Genomic DNA, 24,022 nt, shown 5'->3' on the forward strand with positions numbered 1-24,022 from the left:
GGAGCGCTACCTGTCCTTCTTCGGGAAGACGGTCGACCACGGCGGTGACAAGGCGCACAGCACTGTTGGCTCGGGTGAGTCAAGCAGTGAAGACTCGGAGAAGTGAGTCCTACAAGTGTGCTGATCACGGTCACCGGACCGGATAAGCCAGGAGTCAGCTCGGCGCTGTTCGCCGTGCTCACTCGCCACGAGGCGCACATCCTCGACGTCGAACAGGTCGTCATCTCCGGACGGCTCGTGCTCGGGGTGCTCGTGGAGGCTCCCGGTGACCCGGAAGGCCTGCAGGAAGCTGTCGAACAGGGCATGGCGAGCGTGCGCATGCACGTCGAAGTGCTCATCGGTGCGGACGCCACGGCCACCGCGCACATCGCGGAGCCGAGCCACGCGGTGGTCGTGCTCGGCAGGCCGGTCACGGCGAAGGCCTTCGCCGAGGTCGCCCGCACCCTGGCCGGGCTCGGGGTGAACATCGACTCCATCCGGCGCATCGCCGACTACCCGGTCACCGGGCTCGAACTGCGGGTGTCCATCGACGAGGACAACGCGGACGCGGTCGGTTCGGACACCGAACTGCGCAGGGCGCTCGCCGATGCCGCGGCCCGCATCGGGGTGGACATCAGTGTCGAGCCGGTCGGGCTGGCGCGGCGGGCCAAGCGCATGGTCGTGTTCGACGTGGACTCCACGCTCATCCAGGGCGAGGTCATCGAACTGCTCGCAGAACACGCGGGTTGCGCGGAGCAGGTGCGCCAGGTGACCGAGGAAGCCATGGCCGGCAAGATCGACTTCGCCGAATCGCTGCGCCGCAGGGTGGCCACCCTCGAAGGACTACCCGCCTCGGTGCTCGACGAGGTCGCCGAAGCGCTCGAACTCACCCCCGGCGCGCGGACCACGGTGCGCACCCTCAAGCGGATCGGGTTCACCTGCGGCGTGGTCTCCGGCGGTTTCGGCAAGATCATCGACCGCCTGGTGCGCGAACTGGACCTGGACTTCGCCGCGGCCAACGAACTCGAGATCGTGGACGGCAAACTCACCGGCCGCGTGGTCGGCGAGATCATCGACCGGGAGGGCAAGGCGACCGCGCTGCGCCGGTTCGCCGCCGAGGCCGAGGTGGATCTCGAACAGTGCGTGGCCGTCGGTGACGGGGCGAACGACATCGACATGCTCACCACGGCCGGTCTCGGTGTCGCGTTCAACGCCAAGCCCGCGCTGCGCGAGGTCGCCGACACCGCGCTCTCGCACCCCTTCCTGGACCCGATCCTGTTCCTGCTCGGGGTGACCCGCGCCGAGGTGGAAGCGGCCGACCTCGCCGACGGACTCGAACCCGCCCGCCCGGCGGTGTAGGTGCATCCGGAGACCCTTCGCCCGCTGCTCGAGCGCGGCCCGGCACCGCAGGCACCCGAACAGGTGCGCGCGATGCCGATCATCCTGTGCATCGAGAAGGCCGAACCACCGGCGCGGACCGCGCTGCTCGAGGCGGCGGCCTCCGCGGCGGTCGCCGTGTGCCTCGACGACCGCACCGCCGAGGACGGACCCTGGCACCGGCCGGTGCACGACTGGCTGGATGTGCAGATCCGCAAGGTGGCAAGGCGGGCCCGCGGGGCGCACTGGCGCGCGGTCGCCGAGTTGCCGGGCATCACCGTGGCCAAGGACGGGGCACAGGCGCGTGCCTTGCTCCCGCACCTGGTCGACGAGCCCCCGCAGGTGGTGCGCAGGCTCCAGGTCGGCGGCACGGAACTGCCCTCGGACACCCCGGGGGCACCGCGGGCCGGTGAACCGGTGCTGTGGCTGAACCCGACGGTGCCGATGACGCTGGGCAAGGCGGCCGCCCAGGTCGGGCACGCGAGCATGCTGCTGGCCGCCGCCGCGCTCGAGGCGGGGGAGCTGGAGTGGATCGCCGACTGGGCGGCTCGCGGTTATCCGTGTGCGGTGCGCACCGGGACCGCCGAATGGGCTGCCCTCGAGGAGCGGCCGGGCACCGTCGCCGTGCAGGACGCCGGATACACCGAGGTCGATCCCGGCACTGTGACCGTGCGCACCACGCTCGCCAGTTGACCTCCAGTTAAGTCGAGCTCCTATCGTCGGGGATGTCAGTTGACGGAACCCGACGAGGAGGTCGGCGATCATGACGGTACAGCTCAACCACACCATCGTCGCGGCGAACGACAGGGAGAAGACCGCGCGGTTCTTCACCGAGATTCTGGGCCTGCCCGAACCGGAGGAGTTCGGCCCCTTCCTGATGGTGAAACCGGCCAACGAGGTCACCCTCGACGTCATGCAGCGCGATGGCGAGATTCCCGCGCAGCACTACGCCTTCATGGTGGACGAGGCCGAGTTCGACGAGATCTTCGGCCGGATCAAGGACCGCGGAGTGCGGCACTGGGCCGATCCGGGGCACAACCGCCCGGACACCATCAACACCAACGACGGTGGCCGAGGGGTGTACTTCGAGGACCCGAACGGGCACAACCTGGAGATCCTCACCCGCGAATACGGCAGCGGGAACTGACCCGGTTCAGCAGCCTTCGAACCGGTCCGCGGTCGCCCATCCGGTGTTGGCCCAGTCCCGCGCGGGCGCCGGATGGAAACCGGGGTACTGGTCGGCGAGCCGGGAAAGCAGCCAGTTGGTGAACCGTGCCGCGCTCTGCGGGCAGGTGTGGATCCCATCGGTGCTGCGATCGGGTTTGCCGTCCCGCACTCGCCGGTACTCCTTGCCCCACACCGTGCCGGAGTCCAGCACCCGTGCCTTGTCCGGTGCGGCCGCGGCGACCTTTTCGGCCACCTGCGGAGTGCGCTCGAGATCGGCCATGTGCGACCGGTAGAAATCATCGGGCTTTATCGGCGGCGGGGTGACGAAGTCCAAGGTGCCACCGGCATCGGTCACGGTGTCGCGCAGTTTGGTGTACGCGGCCTGCTGGGCTTGCTCGCTGCCCCAGTCGTAGGTGGTGAGCTGGTAGATCACGGTGCTGGGCTTGGCCTCGCGGATCTGTTCGGCCAGTTGCGGCCAGTTCTTGCCGGAGAACGGGCCCACCACGTTGCCACCGCCGTCGGCGGCAAGCGAACGGAACCGGACACCGCTCGCCTTGAACGCGGCGGCGAGCGGCTTGGCCTCCTGCGCGGCGACCGAGTCACCGATGAAGACCACAGTGGACAGTCCGGATGTGTTGTCCCCGCCCTGTTTCCGGCTCGCCCCGGACTGACCGGAACACGCGGTGGCGAGCACGAGCAGTCCGGCCATCGCGGTTCCGGCGAGCGCGCGGATCGTGGTCTTGGTTGCTGTTCTGTTCATGGTTTCGAGAATGTCGGCCCTGCGTCGCAGTGGTTCCGCGCTCATGTCCCGATCGTGTCGCAGCCCGGCGGGTGGAATCGCGGATCCCGCATGCCGCCTTCATACTGAATCGGTGGCATCGATTCTGCTCATCGAGGACGATCCCATGGTCGGCCGTGGGCTCCAAGTGGCGTTAGGCAGGCACGGCAACGAGGTTCGGGTGGCCGCAAGCGGAGAGGACGGGCTCGCCGAGTTCCGTTCCGCCGCGCCGCAACTCGTCGTGCTCGACCTGATGTTGCCGGGGATCGACGGATTCGAGGTGTGCCGCCGCATCCGGACGGTCAGCGAGGTGCCGATCATCATGCTGACCGCGCGCGGGGACGACTTCGACGTGATCACCGGGCTCGAGGCGGGCGCGGACGACTACGTGATCAAACCCGCCCAGCCCAGCGTGCTCGATGCGCGCATCCGGGCGGTGCTGCGGCGCGGAGACAGCATCCCCGACGGGGTGCGGGTGCACGGCGAACTGCGCATCGACACCACCGCGCTCACCGTCTCGCTGCGCGGTGCTCCCGTGCCGCTCACCCCGACCGAGCTGCGGCTGCTGCTGACCCTTTCCCAAGCCCCGGAACGGGTTTTCACCCGCCAGCAGCTGCTGGAGCAGGTGTGGGAACACGACTACCTCGGTGATTCCCGGCTGGTCGACAACTGCGTGCAGCGGCTGCGCGCCAAGATCGAGACCGATCCCGCGAACCCGGACTACGTGCAGACGGTGCGCGGGTTCGGTTACCGGTTCGGACCGGTATGACCAAGAAGACCTGGCCACCGCGTGGATTGCGTGCCAGGCTACTGCTCGCCTTCGTGGTGGTCACCGTGCTCGGCGCGGCAGCGGCGGCGTGGTCCAGCGCCGGATCGGCCAGCGGCGAACTGGTCAGCGCGACCGAGCAACGACTGACCGATTCGCTTTCCCAGCAGATCGGCGCGGTCACCCCGCAGCTGAGCGATCCGCCGGACCAGGCGACGCTCGACCGGCTGCGCGAGGCCGCCGGTCCGGACAGCCTGGTGACCTACGGAAACCTGCGTGCCGAGCACGGTGCTGCGGCCGGGCTGATCACCGGGGAACTGCGCACCGCGGTGCGGGTCCGGGCGCGGCTGGCCACCCAGCGGATCACCGCGGACGGCAAACCCTGGTTGCTGATCGGCACCCCGGTGCTGCGCACCGAGCCGGACGGAACCCGGTCCGCCTCCGGGGTCGAGGTGTACACGGTGCATGATCTGAGCGGGGTGCAGCGGCAGGTCGACGGCATCACCCGGTCCGCGATCGGGTTCGCCGCGCTGACCCTGCCCTTGGCGGTGCTGCTCGCCCTGCTCGCGGCGCGCGGTGTGCTCGGTCCGGTGCGCAGGCTGCGGGACACCGCGCGACGACTGGCTTCCGGTGACCTTGGCGCGCGCGCCGAACGGCAGGGCGCCGACGAACTGGCCGAGCTGACCGGAACCGTGAACGAGATGGCGGAATCCCTGCAGGCCTCGATGGCGAGGATGCAGCGGATGCAGGACGATGCCAAGCGGTTCGCCTCCGATGTGTCCCACGAACTGCGCACCCCGCTGAGCACGCTCACCGCGGTGATGGAGGTACTGGAGACCGAATCGGCGCGGATGCAGGGGGAGACCCGGGAATCCGTGCAGCTGGCGGTGATCGAGACCAATCGGCTCGTGCGGCTGGTCGAGGACCTGATGGAGGTGTCCCGGTTCAACGCCGGTACCGCCGAACTGCGCTGCGAGGAGGTGGACGTGGTCGCCGCGGTGCGGGACAGCGTGCGGGTGCGCGGCTGGCTGGAGCAGACCGAAATCGTGGCACCGGAACGGATTCCGGCGCGGTTGGACCGGCGCAGGCTGGACGTCATCCTCGCCAACCTGATCGGCAACGCGCACCGGCACGGCGCGCCCCCGGTGCGGGTGGAGCTGTCCACAACCGCCGAACAGCTGTGGATAGAGGTCACCGACAACGGCCCTGGCCTGTCCGAGGAAGTGCTGCCGCACGTCTTCGATCGCTTCTACAAAGCGGATGCGGCGCGCACCCGTTCCGCGGGAAGCGGTCTCGGGCTGGCGATCGCGCTGGAGAACGCGCGGCTGCACGGGGGCGAGCTCACCGCGGGGAACACCGGGCACGGTGCCCGATTCCTGTTGCGGCTGCCCACAAATCTGGAGGGGCCATGCGAAAACTCTTGCTGACCGGGCTCATCCTGCTGCTCGCCGGTTGCGGGATCCAGCCGGCCGGGGTGACCGATACCGGCAAGGCGCCGACCGGACTCGCTCCGGGGGTGACCCTGTACTTCGTCGATACGCAGCAACGGTTGCGCCCGCAGCTGCGGCGGTCCGGGAACCTCGGCACCGTCACCCAGGCGCTGCTGTTGCTGTTCAAGGGACCGGGCGAGGCCGACGGGAGCAGGTTGCACACCGAGATCCCGGAGACCACGGTGGCGGCACAGGTCGATACGGCCACACCCGGTGTCATCGAGATACGGGTGCCGTTCGACGTCGAGGAGCTTTCCCCGCGTGCCGTGGACCAGATCGTGTGTACCGCGCTCGGCGTGCACCGGCAAAGCGGCGGGGCGAAGCAGACGAAGGTGCGGATCGCGTTCACACACGGCCCGGAAGCGGCCTCCCAACGGCTGCGCGGATGCCCGCTGCTGCCCTGATCAGCCCAGCGTGCCGAGATCGATCGAGGCAGGTGCGGGAGCGGGCAACAGGATCCACAACAGGGCGAGGCCGAGCAGCACCGCGGCGAAGGCGAACACGCCGCTGCGTCCCCTGCTCCACGTGACGCGGAACCGGATCGGGTCCTCGATCAGATACTTCGACAGCGCGGCCGCGGCGATCGCGACGAGGCACACCAGCAGCGCCCACGGCCACCCGGTCAATCCGGTTCGCTGCGCGGACAGCAGCAGGAAAACCGGCATGTGCCACAGATACAGGCTGTAGGAGATCCGCCCGATCCAGCGCAGCGCCCGATTGCCGAGGGCGCTGGCCACCGGGTTGCCGGGGAATTGCGCGCACAGCCCGATCAGCAGCGCGGCCGCCGCCGAATGCGCGAACAGCCCGCCGCTGTACAGCCAGGAGGACCGCTGTCCGTCAGCGGCGAGCCACAGCACCACGAGCCCCGCGATGAGCGAGACCGCGAGGTACAGCGCCGCCCGGGAGCTCAGCCGGGCCAAGCGTTCGCGCACCGGCCGGGTGGCGACCAGTGCGCCGAGCAACAGCGAAAAGGCGCGCGTATCGGTGCCGGTGTAGACCCGGCTCGGATCCGCCGGATCGAACAGCAGGAGCATCAACACCAGGGACACCACGGAAATCAGCACCGCGGCGAGCGCGACCCGCCGGTGCAGCCGCCGCCCGAACCAGGCGATACCGAGCACCAGCACCGGCCACAGCACATAGAACTGCTCCTCGACCGCGATGCTCCACAGATGCTCGAACATCCTGGCGGCCCCGAATCGGTCCCAGTATCCGGCCGATTCCGCCAGCAGGTGCCAGTTTTGCAGATTCGCCTGCACCCACGGGCCGTCGGCCAGCGTCGTGCGCACCACGTCGGCCGTTCCGGTGAGCCAGACCAGCAGCGTCACCACGGCCAGCATGCTCGCCAGCGCGGGCAGCAAACGGCGGATCCGCCTGCCCCAGAACGCGAGCAGCGAAACCGTCCCGGTCCGGCCCGCCTCACGCAGCAACAGATCCGTGATCAGGTACCCGGAAAGCGCGAAGAACAGGTCCACACCGAGGAAACCGCCGTCGAGATGGCCGGTGTGGAACAACAGGACTCCGAGGATCGCCACACCCCGCACCCCGTCCAGGGCGGGCAGATAGGAACGGCTCGTGGCCCGCGCACTGTGCTGCACCTGCGTCATGGCCCCGACTTTCCCGGCCGGGTGTCCGCGCACGGTCCGCGTCGTGTCGCGATCCCGTCGCAACCGGAGCTACAGCGCGAGCAGGAGCGCGAGGCAGAACAGGACGATGCCGATCGCCGCGAACACGCATTCGGCGCGGGCGAGTGAGCGGGGCGTGAGTTTCGTGACGGCGAGGTTGGTGATGCTGTGCGCGGGGATGGTCAGCAGCACGAGGATCGGCAGTACCGAGATCAGCAGGGTGGCCGCGACGTGCAGCAGGGTGGCGCTGATCCGTTCGGCCACCGCGAAGATCCCGTGCTTGTCCTCGAGCAGCCCACGAGCGGCGAGGACTTCGCGGAGCTGGCGGGACTTGTCGTCGTCGCGGTGCAGTGTCGTGGTGGTGATGGCGCTGCTGAGGCAGGTGTAGAGCACTTCGATCATCGCCCAGCCGAGCCCGGCCCAGAGTGCCTGATCGAAGCCGGAGACCAGCAGCAGCACGAGCGCGAGGCGGACGAGCTCTTCCAGGGGGCCCGAGGACGCCACCAGAACCTGTTCCCGCCAGGAACCGAGTGCCTGTTGTGTGCCCGTGCGGCCGAGCACGGCGACCGATACGGGTATCCGGAGGAACAACGCGATCCACCAGCCGAGCGCGCCGAAACCGAACAACGACCAGACCGGTGGCGCCAGCGTCACGGTGGCGATCAGGCACAGCAGTGTTCCGGTGATGAGCAACGCCGGAATGGTGCCGAACCGCTGCAGCGCAGTCTGCTCCGTGGAATCGGCCATGGTCGTTTCCCCCTTGCTGCGACGACGGTCCTCGGCCGGGAGGCTACCCCGCTGCCTTGTCCAGGCGGTGCAGCGCGGCCCTGGCCACCGTCGGATCGCTGGTCGGCCAGTAGGGCGGCAGCGAGGAACGCAGGAAACCCGAATACCGTGCGGTGGCGAACCGCGGGTCTAGCACCGCGATCACGCCGCGGTCGTCCACGGTGCGCAGCAGCCGCCCGGTTCCCTGGGCTATCAGCAGCGCGGCGTGGGTGGCGGCGACGGTGAGGAATCCGTTGCCACCACGGGCATCCACGCTGCGCTGGCGCGCGGAGAACAGCGGGTCGTCGGGGCGCGGGAAGGGAATCCGGTCGAGCACGACGAGCTGCAGGGACGGCCCGGGCACGTCCACGCCCTGCCACAGGGACAGGGTGCCGAACAGACAGGTGCACGGATCCTCGCTGAACTTGCGCACCAGCTGCCCGGTGGAATCCTCGCCCTGGCACAGAATCGGCAGCTCGGTCTTGTCCCGCAGGTATTCGGCCGCCGCCTTGGCCGCGCGCATGGAGGAGAACAGGCCGAGGGTGCGCCCACCGGCGGCGTCCACCAGATCGGCGAGCTCCTCGAGCACCGGCGGCGGGGTGCCGTCCCGGCCGGGGGCGGGCAGATGCTTGGCCACGTACAGGATTCCGTGCGAGGAGTGCTCGAACGGGGAACCCACGTCCAGGCTCGTCCAGCGCAGTGTGTCCACATCGGACGGTGCGGGTTTTTCGGTGCTGGTACCGGGATCCGGTTCGGCGGGCGGACGTTCGGCAGGCAAGCCCCACTGTTTGGCCAGCGGTTCGAAGCTGCCGCCGAGCGCGAGGGTGGCCGAGGCCAGGATCGTGGTGCTCTGCCCGAAGAGGCGTTCGCGCAGCAGTCCGGAGACGGTGAGCGGGGCGATGCGCAGCACGGCGGGGCGTTCGCCGTCGTTGGTGCACCACACCACGTCGAACCGCTCGCCGAGTTCCGCGTCGAAGGCGCGCAGCATCCGCTCGGCGGTTTCGTGCATGTCGTCGAGCAGGGCCAGCGCGATCTTGCGCGCGGTGGCCGCGTCCTGTTCCTCTTTGCGCGCCGGGCCGAAGGCGTCCAGGCAGGCCTTCGCGGCATCGCGCAGTGCGGCGAGCGAGTTGCCGAGCGCGGAGGGCAGCACATCCAGGCGCCCGCTGGGCTGCTCGCCGAGCAGCGCGGCCACCGCGTCGCCCGCTTCGCCGAGCCGGTCCACGGTCGCCTCGTCGATCAGCCTGCCGCAGCGGCGTACCGCGGTGGACACCATCGCCCCGGTGAGTTCCGCGGTCGCCGCCGAGGTCACCCGGTCCACGAGGTCGTGCGCCTCGTCCACGATGACCACCTCGTGCTCGGGCAGCACCTGCGCGCTCTCCAGGGCATCGATGGCCAGCAGCGAATGGTTGGTGACCACGATGTCGGCGCGCCCCGCGGCGCCACGGGCCTTCTCCGCCCAGCACTCGGTGAACAGCGAACAACGCTGGCCGAGGCATTCCCTCGCGGTGACCGAGACCTGGCGCCAGGCCTTGTCGGCGACCCCGGGCACGAGCTCGTCGCGGTCCCCGGTGGTGGTCTGCTCGGCCCACTCGCGCAGCCTGCGCACGGCCCGCTCGGTCGCCGAGGCCGCGAACGGGTCGAACAGCGCCTCGGGTTCCTCGTCCTCGTCCGGGCCGGAGTCCAGCCGGTGCAGGCACAGATAGTTGCGCCGTCCCTTGAGCATCGCGAACTCCGGGCGGCGCCCGAGCCGTTTCTCGAGCGCGTCCGCGAGCCGGGGCAGATCGCGGTCGATGAGCTGGCGCTGCAGCGCGATCGTGGATGTGGAGACCACGACGGTGCTTCCGGAGCGCACCGCGTGCTCGACCGCGGGAACCAGATAGGCGAGCGATTTCCCGGTCCCGGTTCCGGCCTGCACGGCGAGGTGGGCACCGGTGCGGATGGAGCGGGCGACGGCCTCGGCCATGCGCACCTGTCCCTCGCGCGGCGCGCCACCGATCGCGGCGACCGCGGTGTCCAGGAGGGTGTCTTCGGCGGTCACGGATGGCACCCGGCGACCTTACCCGGTCGGGCGACTTGTTCCGGGGAGGACACCTCGGAAAGCTGTGCGCATGTTGATACGCAGGGCGATGACCGCCTTCGGGCTGAGCGCGTGCGGTCTGCTCGTCGGAGCGGCGGCCGCGAACGCCACCGCGGCCACGGCGGCGGGCACGGCGAGCCTCGGCTCGGCCTCGGTGGTCATCGACGGAACGAACACGACGATCGACGCACTCGCGCCGTGCGATCTGGCGCATCCGGGGGAGTTCTCGACCGAGGGCGTGACGCGGGACGGTGTCGCCGACTTCGGTAAGGGCAGCACCAGCTGTGCCACGGACACCGCGCACAAGAAGAACACGATGTCGGCGAACGGTGCGGACTTCCGGCTCACCGCGCTGCGCGCCTACGGCGGACCGGAGATCGGGTTCTCCTCCTATCAGGCGGGCTGCGCGGGCGCCACGAGCCAGAGCAGCGCGCAGTTCTCGATGGGCGGCTACTACGGAATCCAGCTACCGGAGAAGGTCCCGGCCAACTACTCGGTGACCGTGCCCGGGAACGGACAGGGCGCCAAGCCGCTGGCGAAACTGACCTTCGGCGAGGTGGTCCCGGCACCGCAACAGGACGGCAGCATCACCATGAACGCGCTGCACGTGCAACTGTTCCCGGACGGCGGGCCCGCATCCGGGGACATCTACGTCGGCTCGGTGCACTGCACACTCGCCTAACCCACGCGCACCCCGGCCGCGCGCAGCTGCTCGAGCGCATCCGCCACGGTCTGCTCGGAAACCCCCGCGCACAGCCCGAGCAGCACCGTGGCCGGGAACCCCTCGCGGGCCGCGTCCAGCGCGGTCGCACGCACGCAGTGATCGGTGGCCAGGCCCGCGATGTGCACCTCGTCCACCGAACGCGCGCGTAGCCAGGCGGCGAGCCCGGTCCCCTCGAAACCCGAGTAGCCGTGCGAGTACTGACCCTTGGAGAACACCGCGCCGATCGGGGCGATGTCCAGCTCGGGATGGAATCCCGCGCCCGGGGTACCCGCGACACAGTGCACCGGCCAGGACGTCACGAAATCCGGTTCCGCGGCGAAATGCTCCCCAGGATCGATGTGATAATCCCGGGTCGCCGCGACATGCTCGTACCGCTCGATGGCCAGATGCGCGCTGATCGCCGCCGCGACCGCTCCGCCGCCGGTGACCGCGAGCGCACCACCCTCGCAGAAGTCGTTCTGCACATCCACGACAAGCAGTGCGCGCACCATGTCTACTCCAGGAAGGTCGTCGGGATCGCCGGTTCACCCCTCGACAGTTTCAACCCTTCCCAGGGCACGCGCACCAGAGCGTCACGCAATCGTTCCCGGGAATCGGCAAGCGTCGGCAGGTCCTCGACCGGGGAACCGGAGCGCAGCAGCGGCGTGGTGATCCTGGTGTCGTGCGCGCCGAGCGGCACCTGCCTGCCCCAGGGGTGCACGACCTCCTCCAGCGCGGTGCCCGTCTCCTTGTGCCTGCGCAGCACGGCCTTCGCCCCGCCGATGGAGGCCTTGTGCGAGCTGCGTTTGGCCACCGCGCGCCCGTCCACCTCGACCAGCTTGTAGACCAGTCCCGCGGTCGGGGAACCGGAGCCGGTCACCACGGAGGTGCCCACCCCGTAGGCGTCCACGGGTTCGGCGCGCAGTGCGGCGATCGCGTACTCGTCGAGGTCCCCGGAGACCACGATCCTGGTGTCGTGCGCGCCGAGCCGGTCCAGCTGCTCGCGGGCCTTGTGCGCCATCACGCCCAGATCCCCGGAGTCGATGCGCACCGCGCCGAGCCCGGTGCCCGCGACCCGGACCGCGGTGTTGATGCCCTCGGTGATGTCGTAGGTGTCCACCAGCAGGGTCGTGCCCGGGCCGAGCGCGGCGACCTGTGAGGCGAACGCCTGCTCCTCGGTCTCGTGCAGCAACGTGTACGCGTGCGCCGAGGTGCCCCTGGTCGGGATGCCGTGGCGGCGGCCGGCCTCCAGATTGGAGGTGGAGGCGAACCCGGCGAGGTAGGCGGCCCGGGCGGCGGCGACCGCGGACTGCTCGTGGGTACGCCGCGAACCCATCTCGATCATCGGGCGTTCCCCGGCAGCCGAGGCCATCCGGGCCGCGGCGGAGGCGATCGCGCTGTCGTGGTTGAGGATCGACAGGATCACCGTCTCCAGCACCACGCCGACCACGAACGGCGCGCGGACGGTCAGGATCGGCGATCCCGGGTAGTACAGCTCGCCCTCGGGGTACCCGTCCACATCGCCGGTGAACCGGTACCCGGCCAGCCAGTCGAGCGCGCGCTGGTCCACGACCTCGTGCGCCCGCAGGAACTCCAGTTCCGGCTCACCGAACCGGAAGTTCGCGATCGCCTCGAGCACCCGTTCGGTGCCCGCGACGACCCCGTAACGGCGGCCGTCGGGCAACCGGCGCCCGAAGACCTCGAACACGCAGGGGGTCATGCCGCGCTCATCGCGCAGCGCGCCCGCGAGCATGGTCAGTTCGTAGTGGTCGGTCAGCAGCGCCGTGGACGACATGGCACCGAGCCTAGGCCGGTTCGGATGCACCGCGAGCGCTCACCGTTTTCACCGCGACCAAGATCACCAGGACCGCGACGGTGACCCAGAACGCGGCCGGAGTGAACGCCCCGGCCAGGATCAGGACCGCGGCCAGCGGCCCGGCGATCTTGCCGACCAGGTTCGCCTTCGGGCCGCCGTAGAGCAGCCAGAGCCCGATCAGGTACACCGCGACCGGGATCGCGAGCGCCGGTCCGGCGGGGACATCCTTGCTCACCGCGACGATCGCGACCTCGACCCCCGCTCCGGCGGCCGCGATCGCGCCGAGCAGGAAGTAGTGCCCGTACGCCCAGGTCAGCGTGCCACGCAGGGTGCGAGGGTGCTCCTCGAACCGGTCGAAGTACAGCCACCACAGCGCCATGAACACCACGAGCCCGCCGACCGCGACTCCGATCAGATCGGTGAGGTGGTGCGGCTCCTTGAAGCCCTCGACCAGCGCGTTGGTGGAGCCGACCACCTGCTCGCCGAGCACGATGATGATGAACAGGCTGTAGCGCTCGGCCAGGTGACCGGGGTGCCACTGGGTGGTCCCGCCCGCGGATTCGGCGACCACCGGGACGGCGATCTCGAGCACCGCGAGCACGATGAAGCTGGCGATCGCGAGCGAGTCGGGCAGGAACAGCCGCCCGATCCAGCCCGCCTGCACGATCAGGATCCCGCCCGCGAAGAACAGTGAGCTCCTGCGTCCCTCCGGGTACTCGACGGCGGCGCGCAGCCACTGGCACACCATCGCGATGCGCATGATCACGTAGCCGATCACGATCACGGTGAAGTCGGCCTCGGTGAACGCGGGCTCCACCCCGGCCGCGAGCACCAGAACCCCGCCGATCTGCACCATGGTCAGCACCCGGTACAGCGCGTCATCGGTGTCGTAGACCGAGCCGAAGTGCGAGAAGTTCACCCAGGCCCACCAGATCGCGAAGAACACCATGAGGAACCGGCCCGCGCCGAGTCCCGCGTGGCCCTCCTCGACCGCGTGCGCGAGCTGTTCCACCACGAAGCCGACCGCGACCACGAAAGCCAGGTCGAACAGCAGCTCGAGCGGGGTCGCCGCGCGGTGCGGCTCGTCGGGATCGTGTGCGCGCATCCGGCGATGCAAAATACTGCCTGTCACGCTGCGTACGGTAACCCGATCACCACGGTTTTCGGGTGATCTCATCGCTGAGTCGCGGCAACTGATGTGCCACCATGGAGTCATGTCCACCCAGGCGACCCCGGAAGTCGAGCAGGAGCGCGCCGAGCAGGCCGGTGCCGATCTGCCCTGGCAGACGGTGGTGTGGAACGACCCGGTCAATCTCATGTCGTATGTGACCTACGTGTTCCAGAAGCTGTTCGGCTACGGCAAGGACAAGGCGACCAGCCTGATGCTCGACGTGCACCACAAGGGGAAGGCGATCGTGTCGACCGGTTCCAAGGACAAGGTCGAGGGCGATGTCTCCCGGCTGCACGCGGCCGGGCTGTGGGCGACCATGGAGCAGCCGGGCGCATGAAGCACTGGCGGCGCAAGGGCGAGCGCATCGTCGCCAAACTCGACCGGCACGAGGCGGCTCTGCTGCGTACCCTCGTCGAGCAGCTGACCGAACTGTTCGCCGAGCGGGAGAGCGAGACCCCGCAGGACGAACTCGCCGAACTCACCGGCATCCGCACCGGGCCCGCCACGGCGCCGCGGGATCCGGTGCTGTCCCGGCTGCTTCCGGATTTCCACCGGCTGGACACCGCCGAGGGGGCGGAGTACGCGGATTCGGCGGCCGCGCTGCGTTCGCTGCACGAGCCCGAACTGCTCGCCGCGAAGCAGGGCGTGGCCGCGACCCTGCTGGAGACGGTGCCCAGCGACGGCGGAACCGTTTCGCTGGACGAGGAGACCGCGAGCTCCTGGCTTTCCGCGCTCAACGATCTGCGGCTCGCGCTCGGTTCGATGATCGGGGTCACCGAGGACATGCCCGAACAGCTGCCCTCCGATGATCCCCGTGCCGCCCAGCTCGCCGTGTACCACTGGCTGACCTGGATGCAGGACAGCCTGCTGCGCGTCTTATGAGTGGGTCGATCACCGACGTCGACGGCATCGAGGTCGGGCAGCATCAGCGGCTCGAAACCGGCTGGGCCACCGGGACCACCGTGGTGCGCTGCCTCGCGGGCGCGACCGGTGGCGTGGACAGCAGGGGAGGGGCGCCGGGGACCAGGGAGACCGATCTGCTCGCCCCGCAGAACCTGGTGCAGCGGGTGCACGCGGTGTGCCTCTCCGGGGGCAGCGCCTACGGGCTCGCTCCCGCGGACGGGGTGATGCGCTGGCTCGGTGAACACGGGCACGGGCTCCCGGTGGGCACCCAGCCGCACATGGTGGTGCCGATCGTGCCCGCCGCGGTGCTGTTCGACCTGCCGCGTTCGGACTGGGGCAACCGTCCCGGCGCCGAGTTCGGCTACCGCGCCTGTGCCGCGGCCGGGGACCGGGTGGAACAGGGCACCGTCGGCGCAGGGACCGGGGCGACCACCGACGGGCTCAAGGGCGGGATCGGCACCGCGAGCACCCGCACCGCCTCCGGATACACCGTGGGCGCGCTGGTCGCGGTGAACGCGGCCGGGCGGGCCGTGGACGCGGCGACCGGACGGCCCTACGGCATCGATCCCGGTGCCGAGGGGGATTACGGGATCACCATTCCGAACCGGCCTGCCGAACTGGTCGCGCTGCCGAACCCGCTCAACACCACCATCGGCGTGGTCGCCACGGATGCCTCGCTGGACAAGGCCGCGGCCCATCGGCTGGCCATGTCCGGCCAGGACGGGCTCGCCAGGGCGGTGCGGCCCGCGCACTCCATGTTCGACGGGGACACCGTGTTCGCCATGGCCACCGGGACCGAGGCGCCGATCGCCGATCCCCGGGTGCGCGACGAACTGGGCACCGCGGCCGCCGAGGTGTTCACCAGCGCCATGGTGCACGGACTGCTCGCCGCGACCGGGCTCGACGGAGTGCCCGCCTACCGGGATGTCTGGCCGGAAGCGTTCGGCTGAGAATCGGTCGCGTGGCAGCGTGCGTGACGGTTCGGGTAGCGGTGCCAGCCGACAGCCGGGTGACAAGCGGCTCCGCCGCGGAGGAAAGCAGCTATAACGCGTGCCCGACCAGGGTGCCGATCCCATAGGTCACCGCCATCGCGAGCAGTCCGCCGAGCACATTGCGCACCGTGGCCCGCAGCCGTGGCGCGTGCCCGAGCCGGGAGCTGGTGGTGCCGGTGATGATCAGCGCCAGGATCACCACGAGACCGGTGACCGGGACCCGGTACGGATCGGTGAGCAGCACCCCGGACAGCAGCGGCAGGATCGCGCCCGCGCTGAACGCGAGGAAGCTGCTCAGTGCCGCCTGCCACGGACTGGCCAGGTGATCAGGGTCGATACCGAGCTCGGCGGCGGCGTGCGCACCGAGCGCGTCGTGCGCGGAGAGCTGTTCGGCGACCTGGCGGGCCAGTTCCGGGCTCAGCCCCTTGGCCTCGTAGATCCCGGCGAGCTCGGTCAGTTCGGCCTCGGGATCCTCGGCGAGCTCGGCCCGTTCCTGGGCCAGCATCGCCTGCTCGGCGTCGCGCTGACTGGACACCGAGACGTACTCCCCGGAGGCCATGGACATCGCACCGGCGAACAGCCCGGCCGCCCCGGCGGTGAGTACGGCGGCGGGGGTGGCGCTGGCGCCCGCGACGCCCACGACGATGCTCGCGGTCGACACGATCCCGTCATTGGCCCCCAGCACCCCGGCGCGCAGCCAGTTGAGCCGATCGCTGGTGCCGGCCTCGTGCGGTTCACCGGCATGCGTTGTCTTCTCCTGCGTCATGGTCTATATCGTGCACGGTCATGGTGCGGTTGAGTCTGATCTCCGACGATGTGAACGCGAGCGAGGCGGTCGCGTACGCGCTGCACCGCGTGTTCGGCTGGTCGGAGGGGATCGCCGCGAGCTACGCCCGGCGCGCCCACGCCGACGGATCGGTCGAGCTGGGCAGCTACCCGGAGCGGGGTGAGGCCGAGGAGCTCGCGGCCCGGCTGCTGGTGTTCGGCATGCTCGCGCGGATCACCCCCGAGGAGGCAAGCGGTGCATGACTACGTGGAAGCGGTGCCCGGAGAGGTTCCGGAACTGCGGTTCTCCGAACCCACCGCGGTCTCGGTGCGGGTGATCTTCACCGAACTCGGTGCCAAGCTCTCGGACCGCCGGGACGGCCGCAAACAGCGCCAGTTCCTCGCCCGGTTCGCCCCCGATGTGTACCCGGACGGGAACGAGGAGTTCCACCGGCGCTGGGACGAGCCGCTGCGCGCGGAGATCCTGGGTGCCCTCGAACGGGTGCTGCGTGCCTGGGACGGTTCCGCGGTGGTGCGGTTCACCGACCAGCGGATGGTCGACGACTGGTTCATCGCCCTTGCCCACGCGCGCTGGCTCTACGTGCGCCGGGACGGGGATCTGCTCGGCAGGGTGGCGGCGAGCCAGGTGAACGTGGCCTGGGTGCAGTTCGTGCAGACGCAGCTGGTGACAGCGGTGGGCTTGGCCATCTAAACTCATTGACGAAGTCAATGAGTTCTTTGAGGTGGGCAATGACATCGACAACGAAGTCGCGGCAGTCACCGGACTCGCATGCCATCGGCGAGGTCCGCGCGTTCAACCGCTTCTACACCAACCACATCGGCCTGCTCGACTACCGCGCCATGGGGCTCGGCTACTCGCTGGCCGAATCCCGGGTGCTCTACGAGATCGCCGAGCACCCGGGCATCGACACCACCGAACTGCGCACCCGGCTCGGCCTCGACCCCGGGTACCTGAGCCGGATCCTGCGCGGGTTCGCCGCCGATGGGCTCGCGGTCAAGGAACCCGCCGCGGACGCGCGCAAACACCTGGTCACGCTCACCGAGAAGGGCAGGTCCGCGCAGGCCGAACAGGATCGGGCCTCCTCGGCGCACATCGGGGAGCACCTTGCGGACCTGACCGGGCCCGAGCGCGATCGGCTGCTCGACGCGCTGCGCACGGTGCGCGAGGTGCTCGGTGAGCGGCCGCGGTCGCGCACCGTGGTGTTGCGCGCGCCCCGCCCGGGTGAGCTGGGCCAGGTGATCGCCCGCAACGGGGCTCGCTATGCCGAGGAGTACGGCTGGGATGCGCGCTACGAAACCCTGGTGGCCGGGATCATCGCCGATTTCGCCGCCCGCGGGGACACCGAGCGCGAGGCCGCGTGGATCGCCGAGCTGGACGGGGAGGCCGTCGGCGCGGTGTTCTGCATGCGCGCGGACGCCGAGACCGCGCGGCTGCGCTGCCTGCTCGTGGAACCCCGGGCGCGCGGGCTCGGGGTGGGTTCCCGTCTGGTGCGCGAATGCGTGGAGTTCGCCCGCCGCACCGGATACCGTAAGGTCGTGTTGTGGACCACGCACGTGCTCACCGATGCGCGGCGGATCTACGAACGGGCCGGATTCCGGCTCGTCGAGGAGACCCCGCACCCCGGATTCGGCACCGGAGAGCTGCGCGGCCAGACCTTCGAGCTGGATATCTCATCCCCTGGAACGGGCGGCGCCAACCAGTAGGATCGGATGCGTGTTGAGCATCGGTCGAGATCTCGTTGACGCGATCGTCGCGCACGCCCGCCGGGATCACCCGGACGAGGCGTGCGGGGTCATCGCGGGCCCGGAAGGATCGGATCGGCCTGTCCGCATGATCGAGATGATCAACGCGGAGCGGTCACCCACCTTCTACCGGTTCGATTCGAGCGAGCAGCTCAAGGTGTGGCGGGAGATGGACGCCGCCGATGAGGAACCGGTGGTGATCTACCACTCGCACACCGCGACCGAGGCATACCCGAGCCGGACCGACATCTCGTACGCCTCCGAACCGAACGCGCACTATGTGCTGGTGTCCACCAGGGAACCGGACAGCTACGAGTTCCGTTCCTACCGCATCCTCGACGGTGTGGTCACCGAAGAAGACGTGTCGATCACGGAATAACAAGCAGCTCGCGTAGCGCTGGCAATAACCGAACCCGAACTCCGAGGAGAAACACCATGGCCGTGACCGTCTCGATCCCGACGATCCTGCGTACCCACACCGGCGGCGAGAAGTCCGTCGACGCCAAGGGCGCCACGCTCGCCGAGGTGATCGACGACCTGGAAGCCAACCACGGCGGGATCAAGGGCCGCCTGGTCAAGGACGGGAACCTGCACCGCTTCGTGAACGTGTATGTCAACGACGAGGATGTGCGCTTCGCGGGCGGGCTCGAGGCCACCGTTGCCGACGGCGACAACGTCACGATCCTGCCGGCCGTCGCCGGAGGCTGAGGTGGCGCGCTACTCCTCGCTGCTCGAGGCCCTCGGCGAGACCCCGCTGATCGGCCTTCCCCGGCTGTCCCCGAGCGAGGACGTGCGGCTCTGGGCCAAGCTCGAGGACCGCAACCCGACCGGTTCCATCAAGGACCGGCCCGCGCTGCGGATGATCGAGGAGGCCGAGGCGGACGGGCGGCTCACCGCGGGCTGCACCATCCTCGAGCCCACCTCCGGCAACACCGGGATCTCGCTTGCCATGGCGGCGAAACTCAAGGGCTACGGCCTGGTGTGCGTGATGCCGGAGAACACCAGCGAGGAACGCAAACAACTGCTCGCGGCCTACGGTGCGCGCATCGTCTACTCGCCCGCCGAGGGCGGTTCCAACGAGGCGGTGCGCCGCGCCAAGGAGCTCGCCAAGGATCACGACGACTGGGTGATGCTCTACCAGTACGGCAACCCGGCCAACGCCCGCGCGCACTATGCGGGCACCGGCCCGGAGATCCTGCGTGACCTGCCCTCGGTGACCCACTTCGTCGCCGGGCTCGGCACCACCGGAACCCTCGTGGGGGTCGGCAGGTACCTGCGCGAGCAGAAGCCCGAGGTACAGGTGATCGCCGCGGAACCGCGGTACGGCGAGCTCGTCTACGGACTGCGGAACCTGGACGAGGGTTTCGTTCCCGAGCTCTACGACCCGGATGTGCTCACCGGCCGCTACTCCGTCGGCTCCTACGACGCGCTGCGCCGTACCCGTCAGCTGCTGGAGACCGAAGGGATCTTCGCGGGCATCTCCACCGGGGCGATCGTGCACGCCGCGCTCGCCACCGCGGACAAGGCGGTGCGCGCGGGCAAACCGGCCGATGTGGTGTTCGTGGTCGCCGACGGTGGCTGGAAGTACCTCTCCACCGGAGCCTATTCGGGCACCCTGGACGACGCGGCGGAGCGCCTCGACGGCCATTTGTGGGCCTGATCCCCCCGGGGAATCCGTCGGCTCGGTTTCCGCGGTGACACCGCGGCCGCTACCGGCTCACCAGCGGGGCTGCCCGGCGACTGGCCAATCAACTCGAAGCGGCGTTGCCCGCCGAGACATCGGCAGTGAAGGTCGAGTGCGAACTGCTGCTCACCGAGGTACCGCCGGCGGTGCGTGCACCGGATGTGTTGGTGGTGACCGCGGCCGCGTTCGCGCGTAGTCCTCCCCGGTTCGCGCCGGACGATGTGCACCTGGTCGTCGAGGTGCTTTCCCCGGGATCCCGGCCTACCGATCGTGTCACCGAACTCGCCGAGTACGCCGAAGCTCGACCGGGACAAGCCGACGCCGGGCACCGTGCCCGTGCTGACCGCGCACGTGCGCACGGCGACCGGATACCAGCCGATCGGGGACCACACCGGCGCGACCGGCTTTCTGGTCGGGGGAGCGCCGGTCACGCTCGATCCGCGCGCGCTCGTATCGTGACGGCTCAGCCCGGTTCCTCACCGACCCGGCCGTCGGCGTTCTCCCGGAGCAGGTCGATGTGCCCCAGGTGCCGCGCGGTTTCCTCGATCAGGTGCAGCAGGATCCACCGCAGCGAGAAACCACGCGTGGCCGAGGGCACGTCCAGCGACGCGGCCGCCGAGACCACCGCCTCGCAGCGCCGGGCCTCGGCTGCGTAGTCGGCGAGCAATGCGGTCATGGTGACCTCGCCGGGAACGTGGAACTCCCCGTCGGGGTCCGCCTCGCTCCAGTCGAAGACCAGCCCCTCCTGCCCGGCGAAGACGTCCCGGATCCAGGAGCGCTCCACATTGGTCAGGTGACGCACCACGCCGGGCAGGGTCATCCCGCTCGGCGTGGACACCGAGCGCAGCACGTCCTCGGGGGTGTCGCGAAGCTTCCAGGCCACCAGTTCGCGCTGGCGGCGAAGGAAACCGAGCAGCGCGGTGCGCTCGTCGCCCCGGTGGGACGGTTCGGTGATGCCGTGCCGGATGCCGTTCTCGGTGCCCTCGCCGCCGTTGTCGTCCATCATTCTCCGTCCGCGGCCCAGACGCGTTCGCCGCCGACCCAGGTCTGGCGGACCGGGATCTCGGTGAGCTCGTCCGGATCCACCTGCGCCGGATCCGCGCCGAGCACCACGAAATCGGCGAGCTGGCCCTTCGCGAGCTTGCCCTTGGTGTGTTCCTCGGCCGAGCTGTACGCCGCGCCCGTGGTGAACAGGGCGAGTGCCTCGGTGGCCGAAATCCGTTGCGAGGGACCGAATTCGGCACCGGTGCGGTCCTTGCGGGCCACGCAGCTGCGCATCGCGAACAGCGGTTCGTAGGGGCCGCACGGGTAGTCGGAGGAACCGGCGACGGCCACTCCGGCATCGAGTAGCGCGCGGTGGGCGAACATCCGCTCGCGGCGCTCGGGTTCGTAGTAGGCACGCAGCTTGTCCCCGTGCGCGAGCGCGTACTCGGCGAACGGCACCGCGACCGCGCCGAGATCGGCCATCCGCTTGATCACCTCGGCGTTGAGCACGCTGGTGTGTTCCAGCCGGTGGCGCACATCCGCGCGCGGGTTCGCCTGCTGCGCGGCCTCGATCGCGTCCAGCACATAGCGCACCGCGCGGTCCCCGTTGGCGTGCACCGCCACCCGCCAGCCCGCATCGTGCACGGTGCGCACGACCTCGTTCATCTCCTCGGGCTCCATGCGCGCGATCCCGTTGCCCGTCGCGCCGATGACCGGTTCCTCGACGAGGCACATGCCGCCGTTGACCGCACCGTCCGCGAAGGTCTTGATCCCGCCGAGACGCAGCCGGGTCACCGCGTCCGGGATGGGGCGGTCGAGCGCGCGGAAATAGTCGAAGTGGTCGTAGGAGGCCAGCGCGTTGACCCGCAGCGTGAGCCGTCCGCTGCGTTCCACGGCGTCGAGCAGTTCCCAGCTCTTGGGTGCGACCAGGGCGTCCCCGACCGAGGTGATCCCGGCCGCGTGCAGGCGCATCGCGAAATCGCAGAACGCCTGCTGCAGATCGGCCGGTTCGGGCTGGGGCACGATCGTCTCGCGCTTGGTGAACGCGGGGAAGGCGAGGTCGTAGAGCACCTGGTCGTGCATGACCCCGTTCAGTTCGCCATCGGCACCGACGCCGAGTTCCCCGCCGGGCGGGGCGTCCTCGGGCCGCTGCAGCCCGGCGAGCCGGAGCCCCGCGGTGTTCACCGTGCCCGCGTGCAGGGTCACGCTCACCACGAGTGCCGGGTGCTCCGGGCAGGCGCGGTCCAGCTCGGCGCGGGTCAGTTCGGCGCCGCCATTGCTGCGGTAGTGGTCGTATCCGGACCCGATCACCCACTGGCCTTTCGGGGTGCGCGCGGCCCGTTCGGCGAGCGCGGCGATCAGGTCCTCGGTGTTCCGGATGCGCTCGGGGGAGAGGTCGACCTGCAGGGTCTGCTCGGCGCAGATGGTCGGGTGCTGGTGCGCGTCGTTGAACCCGGGAACCACCGTGGCCGCGCCGAAATCGTGCACCCGTGCCCCGGGAAAGGACTCCCGCAACTCGGCGAGGTCCCCGGTGGCGAGGATCCGCTCGCCGGAGTACGCGAAGGCCTGCGCGGGCTCGCCGGTCATGGTGTGGATGTGGGCAGCGGTGACGATCTGCGGTTCGCCGCTGAGCCGTTCGGTCACGGAAACTCTCCCTCGGGTTGTCGCGATTGAGGGCATCCTCGCACGCGAACCCTGGGGAATCCCAGGGTTCTCCCCGAGCCAATGGACCATTCACGCGGCTACCGTGGAGACATGACCACGCAGCCCGCTCCGGTACCGGCCACGAGCACCTCGCTGACCAAACGCGTCCTGCCCGCTTCCCCGGTGCGCGCGGGTCTGGTGATCGCCTCGTTCACCGCGGCGCTCTACCTGATCTCGCTGGTGAACTGGCTCGGCTTCCACTGGGATCTGCGTCAATACGGGATCGTGCCGCGCTCGCTCTCCGGGCTGCCCGGCATCGTCTGGGCGCCGCTGCTGCACGGCGGCTGGGCGCACCTGCTCGGCAACACGATCCCGGTGCTGATCTTCGGGTTCCTCGCCATGGCCGTCGGGATCGGGCCGTGGATCGCCTCCACCGTGCTGATCTGGCTGGTCTCCGGGATCGGGGTGTGGCTGACCGGCAGCGGGGTGACCATCGGCGCTTCCGGGATCGCCTTCGGCTGGCTGGCCTTCCTGCTCGTCCGCGGGCTGTTCAACCGCAGCTTCGGGCAGATCATCGTGGCGATCGTGCTGCTGTTCTTCTGGGGCTCCACCCTGCTCGGGCTCATCCCCGGGCTGCACCCGAACATCTCCTGGCAGGCGCACCTGTTCGGCGCACTCGGCGGGGTGTTGGCCGCCTGGCTCGCGGCCAAGGCGGCGAAGGCGGGCAAGCGCAAGAGCGAGGAAAGCGCGCCGACTACCATCGTCAATCCGTGAGCACGAGTTCCTCGCCCATCGGCGTCTTCGATTCCGGCGTCGGTGGGCTCACGGTCGCCAGGGCGATCATGGACCAGCTGCCCGGTGAATCGATCCGCTACGTCGGGGACACCGCGGTGGCCCCGTACGGCCCGCTGCCGATCGCCACGGTGCGGGCCCGTGCCATCGAGCTGCTGGACGGGCTCGTGGCCGACGGGGTGAAGATGCTGGTCATCGCCTGCAATACGGCCTCGGCTGCCTGTCTGCGGGATGCGCGGGAACGCTACGACATCCCGGTCATCGAGGTGGTGCTCCCCGCGGTGCGCCGCGCGGTGAACACCACGCGCAGCGGGCGGGTCGGGGTGATCGGCACCGAGGGAACCGTGCGCTCCCGCGCCTACGAGGACGCCTTCGTCGCGGCCAGCGGGCTCACCGTGACCAGTGTCGCCTGCCCGCGGTTCGTCGACTTCGTGGAGCGCGGCATCACCTCAGGGCGGCAGGTGCTCGGCCTCGCCCAGGGATACCTGGAACCGCTGCAGCGCGCCGATGTGGACACCCTGGTGCTCGGTTGCACGCACTATCCGCTGCTCACCGGGGTACTGCAGATCGCGATGGGGGACTCGGTCACGCTCGTCTCCAGCGCCGAGGAGACCACCAAGGATGTGGTGCGCGTGCTCACCGAGACCGAGCTCGCCGCACCGGAGGACCGGCCACCGGAACACGTCGTGCTCGCCACCGGTGACCAGGGCGCCTTCGACAAGCTGGCCGCCCGGTTCTTGGGCCATCATCTCGTCCCCAGCCTGGGACACAGCTAGCTGG

Annotated in this window: 29 protein-coding genes and 1 pseudogene; 20 read left to right on the plus strand and 10 right to left on the minus strand. The window is 69.8% G+C overall.

The features are described from left to right. Positions 1–102 precede the first annotated feature (102 nt). From serB to AD72_RS06775, 3 genes are all read left to right on the plus strand, one after another. A complete protein-coding gene (gene serB, locus AD72_RS06765) occupies positions 103–1,338 on the plus strand; it encodes a phosphoserine phosphatase SerB (RefSeq protein WP_031465540.1) in 1,236 nt (411 codons plus the stop codon). Beyond that, the gene (locus AD72_RS06770) at positions 1,339–2,049 is read left to right on the plus strand and encodes a peptidyl-tRNA hydrolase (RefSeq protein WP_031465541.1); all 711 of its coding nucleotides are present in this window, start codon (positions 1,339–1,341) and stop codon (positions 2,047–2,049) included. 70 nt (positions 2,050–2,119) lie between these two features. Beyond that, complete coding sequence (locus AD72_RS06775; protein ID WP_031465542.1) at positions 2,120–2,503, plus strand: VOC family protein; 384 nt, start codon at positions 2,120–2,122, stop codon at positions 2,501–2,503. A gap of 6 nt (positions 2,504–2,509) precedes the next feature. Here the strand turns inward: AD72_RS06775 and AD72_RS06780 are convergent, their stop codons facing one another. Continuing rightward, positions 2,510–3,283 (minus strand): SGNH/GDSL hydrolase family protein, encoded by a 774-nt coding sequence (locus AD72_RS06780; protein WP_231644749.1) that lies wholly within the window; start codon positions 3,281–3,283, stop codon positions 2,510–2,512. A 112-nt stretch (positions 3,284–3,395) separates the two neighbouring features. Here AD72_RS06780 and AD72_RS06785 point away from each other — a divergent pair, with 112 nt between their 5' ends. Genes AD72_RS06785 through AD72_RS06795 form a run of 3 tightly spaced genes read left to right on the plus strand, consistent with a single transcriptional unit; the run spans position 3,396 to position 5,961 of the window. Then, positions 3,396–4,070 carry a response regulator transcription factor gene (locus AD72_RS06785; RefSeq protein ID WP_031465544.1) on the plus strand — a complete coding sequence of 225 codons (675 nt, stop codon included), beginning with the start codon at positions 3,396–3,398 and terminating at the stop codon, positions 4,068–4,070. Then, complete coding sequence (locus AD72_RS06790) at positions 4,067–5,494, plus strand: sensor histidine kinase (RefSeq protein ID WP_031465545.1); 1,428 nt, start codon at positions 4,067–4,069, stop codon at positions 5,492–5,494. The genes AD72_RS06785 and AD72_RS06790 overlap by 4 nt, the downstream gene beginning before the upstream one ends. Then, positions 5,476–5,961, plus strand: coding sequence for a GerMN domain-containing protein (locus AD72_RS06795; protein ID WP_031465546.1), 486 nt, complete (start codon positions 5,476–5,478; stop codon positions 5,959–5,961). The genes AD72_RS06790 and AD72_RS06795 overlap by 19 nt, the downstream gene beginning before the upstream one ends. Here the strand turns inward: AD72_RS06795 and AD72_RS06800 are convergent, their stop codons facing one another. The 3 genes from AD72_RS06800 to AD72_RS06810 form a co-directional block, all read right to left on the minus strand. Further along, on the minus strand, positions 5,962–7,164 hold the full coding sequence (locus AD72_RS06800) for an acyltransferase family protein (protein WP_031465547.1): 1,203 nt from the start codon (positions 7,162–7,164) through the stop codon (positions 5,962–5,964). A 69-nt stretch (positions 7,165–7,233) separates the two neighbouring features. Further along, positions 7,234–7,929 carry a hypothetical protein gene (locus tag AD72_RS06805; protein WP_051898104.1) on the minus strand — a complete coding sequence of 232 codons (696 nt, stop codon included), beginning with the start codon at positions 7,927–7,929 and terminating at the stop codon, positions 7,234–7,236. A 43-nt stretch (positions 7,930–7,972) separates the two neighbouring features. Further along, entirely contained in the window at positions 7,973–9,994 is a 2,022-nt protein-coding gene (locus AD72_RS06810; protein ID WP_031465549.1) for an ATP-dependent DNA helicase, read from the minus strand. Positions 9,995–10,055: 61 nt separating this feature from the next. Between AD72_RS06810 and AD72_RS06815 the strand changes: the two genes are divergently transcribed. Beyond that, positions 10,056–10,706: a hypothetical protein gene (locus AD72_RS06815; RefSeq protein WP_156365071.1), complete on the plus strand. Its 651-nt coding sequence runs from the start codon at positions 10,056–10,058 to the stop codon at positions 10,704–10,706. Here the strand turns inward: AD72_RS06815 and AD72_RS06820 are convergent. Genes AD72_RS06820 through AD72_RS06830 form a run of 3 tightly spaced genes read right to left on the minus strand, consistent with a single transcriptional unit; the run spans position 10,703 to position 13,675 of the window. Continuing rightward, on the minus strand, positions 10,703–11,239 hold the full coding sequence (locus tag AD72_RS06820) for a nicotinamidase (protein ID WP_031465551.1): 537 nt from the start codon (positions 11,237–11,239) through the stop codon (positions 10,703–10,705). The two genes, AD72_RS06815 and AD72_RS06820, sit on opposite strands and share 4 nt — an antisense overlap. Before the next feature lie 2 nt (positions 11,240–11,241). Further along, entirely contained in the window at positions 11,242–12,522 is a 1,281-nt protein-coding gene (locus AD72_RS06825) for a nicotinate phosphoribosyltransferase (protein ID WP_031465552.1), read from the minus strand. A gap of 10 nt (positions 12,523–12,532) precedes the next feature. Beyond that, positions 12,533–13,675 carry a low temperature requirement protein A gene (locus AD72_RS06830; protein ID WP_031465553.1) on the minus strand — a complete coding sequence of 381 codons (1,143 nt, stop codon included), beginning with the start codon at positions 13,673–13,675 and terminating at the stop codon, positions 12,533–12,535. Positions 13,676–13,757: 82 nt separating this feature from the next. Between AD72_RS06830 and clpS the strand changes: the two genes are divergently transcribed. Genes clpS through AD72_RS06845 form a run of 3 tightly spaced genes read left to right on the plus strand, consistent with a single transcriptional unit; the run spans position 13,758 to position 15,567 of the window. After that, complete coding sequence (gene clpS / locus AD72_RS06835; RefSeq protein WP_031465554.1) at positions 13,758–14,051, plus strand: ATP-dependent Clp protease adapter ClpS; 294 nt, start codon at positions 13,758–13,760, stop codon at positions 14,049–14,051. Next, complete coding sequence (locus AD72_RS06840) at positions 14,048–14,596, plus strand: DUF2017 domain-containing protein (protein WP_031465555.1); 549 nt, start codon at positions 14,048–14,050, stop codon at positions 14,594–14,596. The genes clpS and AD72_RS06840 overlap by 4 nt, the downstream gene beginning before the upstream one ends. Continuing rightward, positions 14,593–15,567 carry a P1 family peptidase gene (locus AD72_RS06845; RefSeq protein ID WP_031465556.1) on the plus strand — a complete coding sequence of 325 codons (975 nt, stop codon included), beginning with the start codon at positions 14,593–14,595 and terminating at the stop codon, positions 15,565–15,567. Before AD72_RS06840 ends, AD72_RS06845 begins: the two co-directional genes overlap by 4 nt. 91 nt (positions 15,568–15,658) lie before the next feature. Here the strand turns inward: AD72_RS06845 and AD72_RS06850 are convergent, their stop codons facing one another. Next, positions 15,659–16,375 carry a VIT1/CCC1 transporter family protein gene (locus AD72_RS06850; protein ID WP_031465557.1) on the minus strand — a complete coding sequence of 239 codons (717 nt, stop codon included), beginning with the start codon at positions 16,373–16,375 and terminating at the stop codon, positions 15,659–15,661. Positions 16,376–16,395: 20 nt separating this feature from the next. On the opposite strand from AD72_RS06850, the gene AD72_RS06855 reads away from it, so the two are divergent. From AD72_RS06855 to AD72_RS36390, 8 genes and pseudogenes are all read left to right on the plus strand, one after another. Continuing rightward, a complete protein-coding gene (locus AD72_RS06855; protein ID WP_031465558.1) occupies positions 16,396–16,638 on the plus strand; it encodes an ATP-dependent Clp protease adaptor ClpS in 243 nt (80 codons plus the stop codon). Further along, positions 16,631–17,086 carry a DUF2017 family protein gene (locus AD72_RS06860; protein ID WP_031465559.1) on the plus strand — a complete coding sequence of 152 codons (456 nt, stop codon included), beginning with the start codon at positions 16,631–16,633 and terminating at the stop codon, positions 17,084–17,086. Before AD72_RS06855 ends, AD72_RS06860 begins: the two co-directional genes overlap by 8 nt. Positions 17,087–17,124: 38 nt before the next feature. Next, positions 17,125–18,099, plus strand: a complete 975-nt coding sequence (locus AD72_RS06865) for a bifunctional helix-turn-helix transcriptional regulator/GNAT family N-acetyltransferase (protein WP_051898111.1) — start codon at positions 17,125–17,127, stop codon at positions 18,097–18,099. A gap of 10 nt (positions 18,100–18,109) precedes the next feature. Beyond that, a complete protein-coding gene (locus AD72_RS06870) occupies positions 18,110–18,517 on the plus strand; it encodes a M67 family metallopeptidase (protein WP_031465561.1) in 408 nt (135 codons plus the stop codon). Between the two features lie 56 nt (positions 18,518–18,573). Next, a complete protein-coding gene (locus AD72_RS06875) occupies positions 18,574–18,846 on the plus strand; it encodes a MoaD/ThiS family protein (protein WP_031465562.1) in 273 nt (90 codons plus the stop codon). Position 18,847: 1 nt separating this feature from the next. After that, positions 18,848–19,798 carry a PLP-dependent cysteine synthase family protein gene (locus AD72_RS06880; RefSeq protein ID WP_031465563.1) on the plus strand — a complete coding sequence of 317 codons (951 nt, stop codon included), beginning with the start codon at positions 18,848–18,850 and terminating at the stop codon, positions 19,796–19,798. Between the two features lie 125 nt (positions 19,799–19,923). Next, positions 19,924–20,067, plus strand: a pseudogene (locus tag AD72_RS38155) (Uma2 family endonuclease); the annotation flags it as partial. Between the two features lie 25 nt (positions 20,068–20,092). Then, positions 20,093–20,281 (plus strand): hypothetical protein, encoded by a 189-nt coding sequence (locus AD72_RS36390; RefSeq protein ID WP_031465564.1) that lies wholly within the window; start codon positions 20,093–20,095, stop codon positions 20,279–20,281. A gap of 4 nt (positions 20,282–20,285) precedes the next feature. Here the strand turns inward: AD72_RS36390 and AD72_RS06890 are convergent, their stop codons facing one another. Next, a complete protein-coding gene (locus AD72_RS06890) occupies positions 20,286–20,825 on the minus strand; it encodes a DinB family protein (protein ID WP_051898115.1) in 540 nt (179 codons plus the stop codon). Beyond that, positions 20,825–22,450: an amidohydrolase gene (locus tag AD72_RS06895; RefSeq protein WP_031465566.1), complete on the minus strand. Its 1,626-nt coding sequence runs from the start codon at positions 22,448–22,450 to the stop codon at positions 20,825–20,827. Before AD72_RS06895 ends, AD72_RS06890 begins: the two co-directional genes overlap by 1 nt. Positions 22,451–22,561: 111 nt before the next feature. Here AD72_RS06895 and AD72_RS06900 point away from each other — a divergent pair, with 111 nt between their 5' ends. Both AD72_RS06900 and murI read left to right on the plus strand, forming a co-directional pair. Beyond that, on the plus strand, positions 22,562–23,224 hold the full coding sequence (locus AD72_RS06900; RefSeq protein WP_031465567.1) for a rhomboid family intramembrane serine protease: 663 nt from the start codon (positions 22,562–22,564) through the stop codon (positions 23,222–23,224). Further along, a complete protein-coding gene (murI, locus tag AD72_RS06905; RefSeq protein WP_031465568.1) occupies positions 23,221–24,018 on the plus strand; it encodes a glutamate racemase in 798 nt (265 codons plus the stop codon). Before AD72_RS06900 ends, murI begins: the two co-directional genes overlap by 4 nt. Positions 24,019–24,022: the final 4 nt, after the last annotated feature.

Source organism: Sciscionella sediminilitoris, from assembly GCF_000737195.2.
Taxonomy (GTDB): Bacteria; Actinomycetota; Actinomycetes; order Mycobacteriales; family Pseudonocardiaceae; genus Sciscionella; species Sciscionella sediminilitoris.

Excerpts from the sequence above, each read along its gene's own strand:
- clpS (WP_031465554.1), top strand. The coding sequence starts at position 13,758 with ATGTCCACCCAGGCGACCCCGGAAGTCGAGCAGGAGCGCGCCGAGCAG.
- AD72_RS06790 (WP_031465545.1), top strand. The coding sequence starts at position 4,067 with ATGACCAAGAAGACCTGGCCACCGCGTGGATTGCGTGCCAGGCTACTG.
- AD72_RS06805 (WP_051898104.1), bottom strand. The coding sequence starts at position 7,929 with ATGGCCGATTCCACGGAGCAGACTGCGCTGCAGCGGTTCGGCACCATT.
- AD72_RS06840 (WP_031465555.1), top strand. The coding sequence starts at position 14,048 with ATGAAGCACTGGCGGCGCAAGGGCGAGCGCATCGTCGCCAAACTCGAC.
- AD72_RS06890 (WP_051898115.1), bottom strand. The coding sequence starts at position 20,825 with ATGGACGACAACGGCGGCGAGGGCACCGAGAACGGCATCCGGCACGGC.
- AD72_RS06820 (WP_031465551.1), bottom strand. The coding sequence starts at position 11,239 with ATGGTGCGCGCACTGCTTGTCGTGGATGTGCAGAACGACTTCTGCGAG.
- AD72_RS06775 (WP_031465542.1), top strand. The coding sequence starts at position 2,120 with ATGACGGTACAGCTCAACCACACCATCGTCGCGGCGAACGACAGGGAG.
- AD72_RS06850 (WP_031465557.1), bottom strand. The coding sequence starts at position 16,375 with ATGACGCAGGAGAAGACAACGCATGCCGGTGAACCGCACGAGGCCGGC.
- AD72_RS06800 (WP_031465547.1), bottom strand. The coding sequence starts at position 7,164 with ATGACGCAGGTGCAGCACAGTGCGCGGGCCACGAGCCGTTCCTATCTG.
- AD72_RS06875 (WP_031465562.1), top strand. The coding sequence starts at position 18,574 with ATGGCCGTGACCGTCTCGATCCCGACGATCCTGCGTACCCACACCGGC.
- AD72_RS06780 (WP_231644749.1), bottom strand. The coding sequence starts at position 3,283 with ATGAACAGAACAGCAACCAAGACCACGATCCGCGCGCTCGCCGGAACC.
- AD72_RS06855 (WP_031465558.1), top strand. The coding sequence starts at position 16,396 with ATGGTGCGGTTGAGTCTGATCTCCGACGATGTGAACGCGAGCGAGGCG.
- AD72_RS06900 (WP_031465567.1), top strand. The coding sequence starts at position 22,562 with ATGACCACGCAGCCCGCTCCGGTACCGGCCACGAGCACCTCGCTGACC.
- AD72_RS06795 (WP_031465546.1), top strand. The coding sequence starts at position 5,476 with ATGCGAAAACTCTTGCTGACCGGGCTCATCCTGCTGCTCGCCGGTTGC.
- AD72_RS06865 (WP_051898111.1), top strand. The coding sequence starts at position 17,125 with ATGACATCGACAACGAAGTCGCGGCAGTCACCGGACTCGCATGCCATC.
- AD72_RS06825 (WP_031465552.1), bottom strand. The coding sequence starts at position 12,522 with ATGTCGTCCACGGCGCTGCTGACCGACCACTACGAACTGACCATGCTC.
- AD72_RS06845 (WP_031465556.1), top strand. The coding sequence starts at position 14,593 with ATGAGTGGGTCGATCACCGACGTCGACGGCATCGAGGTCGGGCAGCAT.
- AD72_RS06815 (WP_156365071.1), top strand. The coding sequence starts at position 10,056 with ATGTTGATACGCAGGGCGATGACCGCCTTCGGGCTGAGCGCGTGCGGT.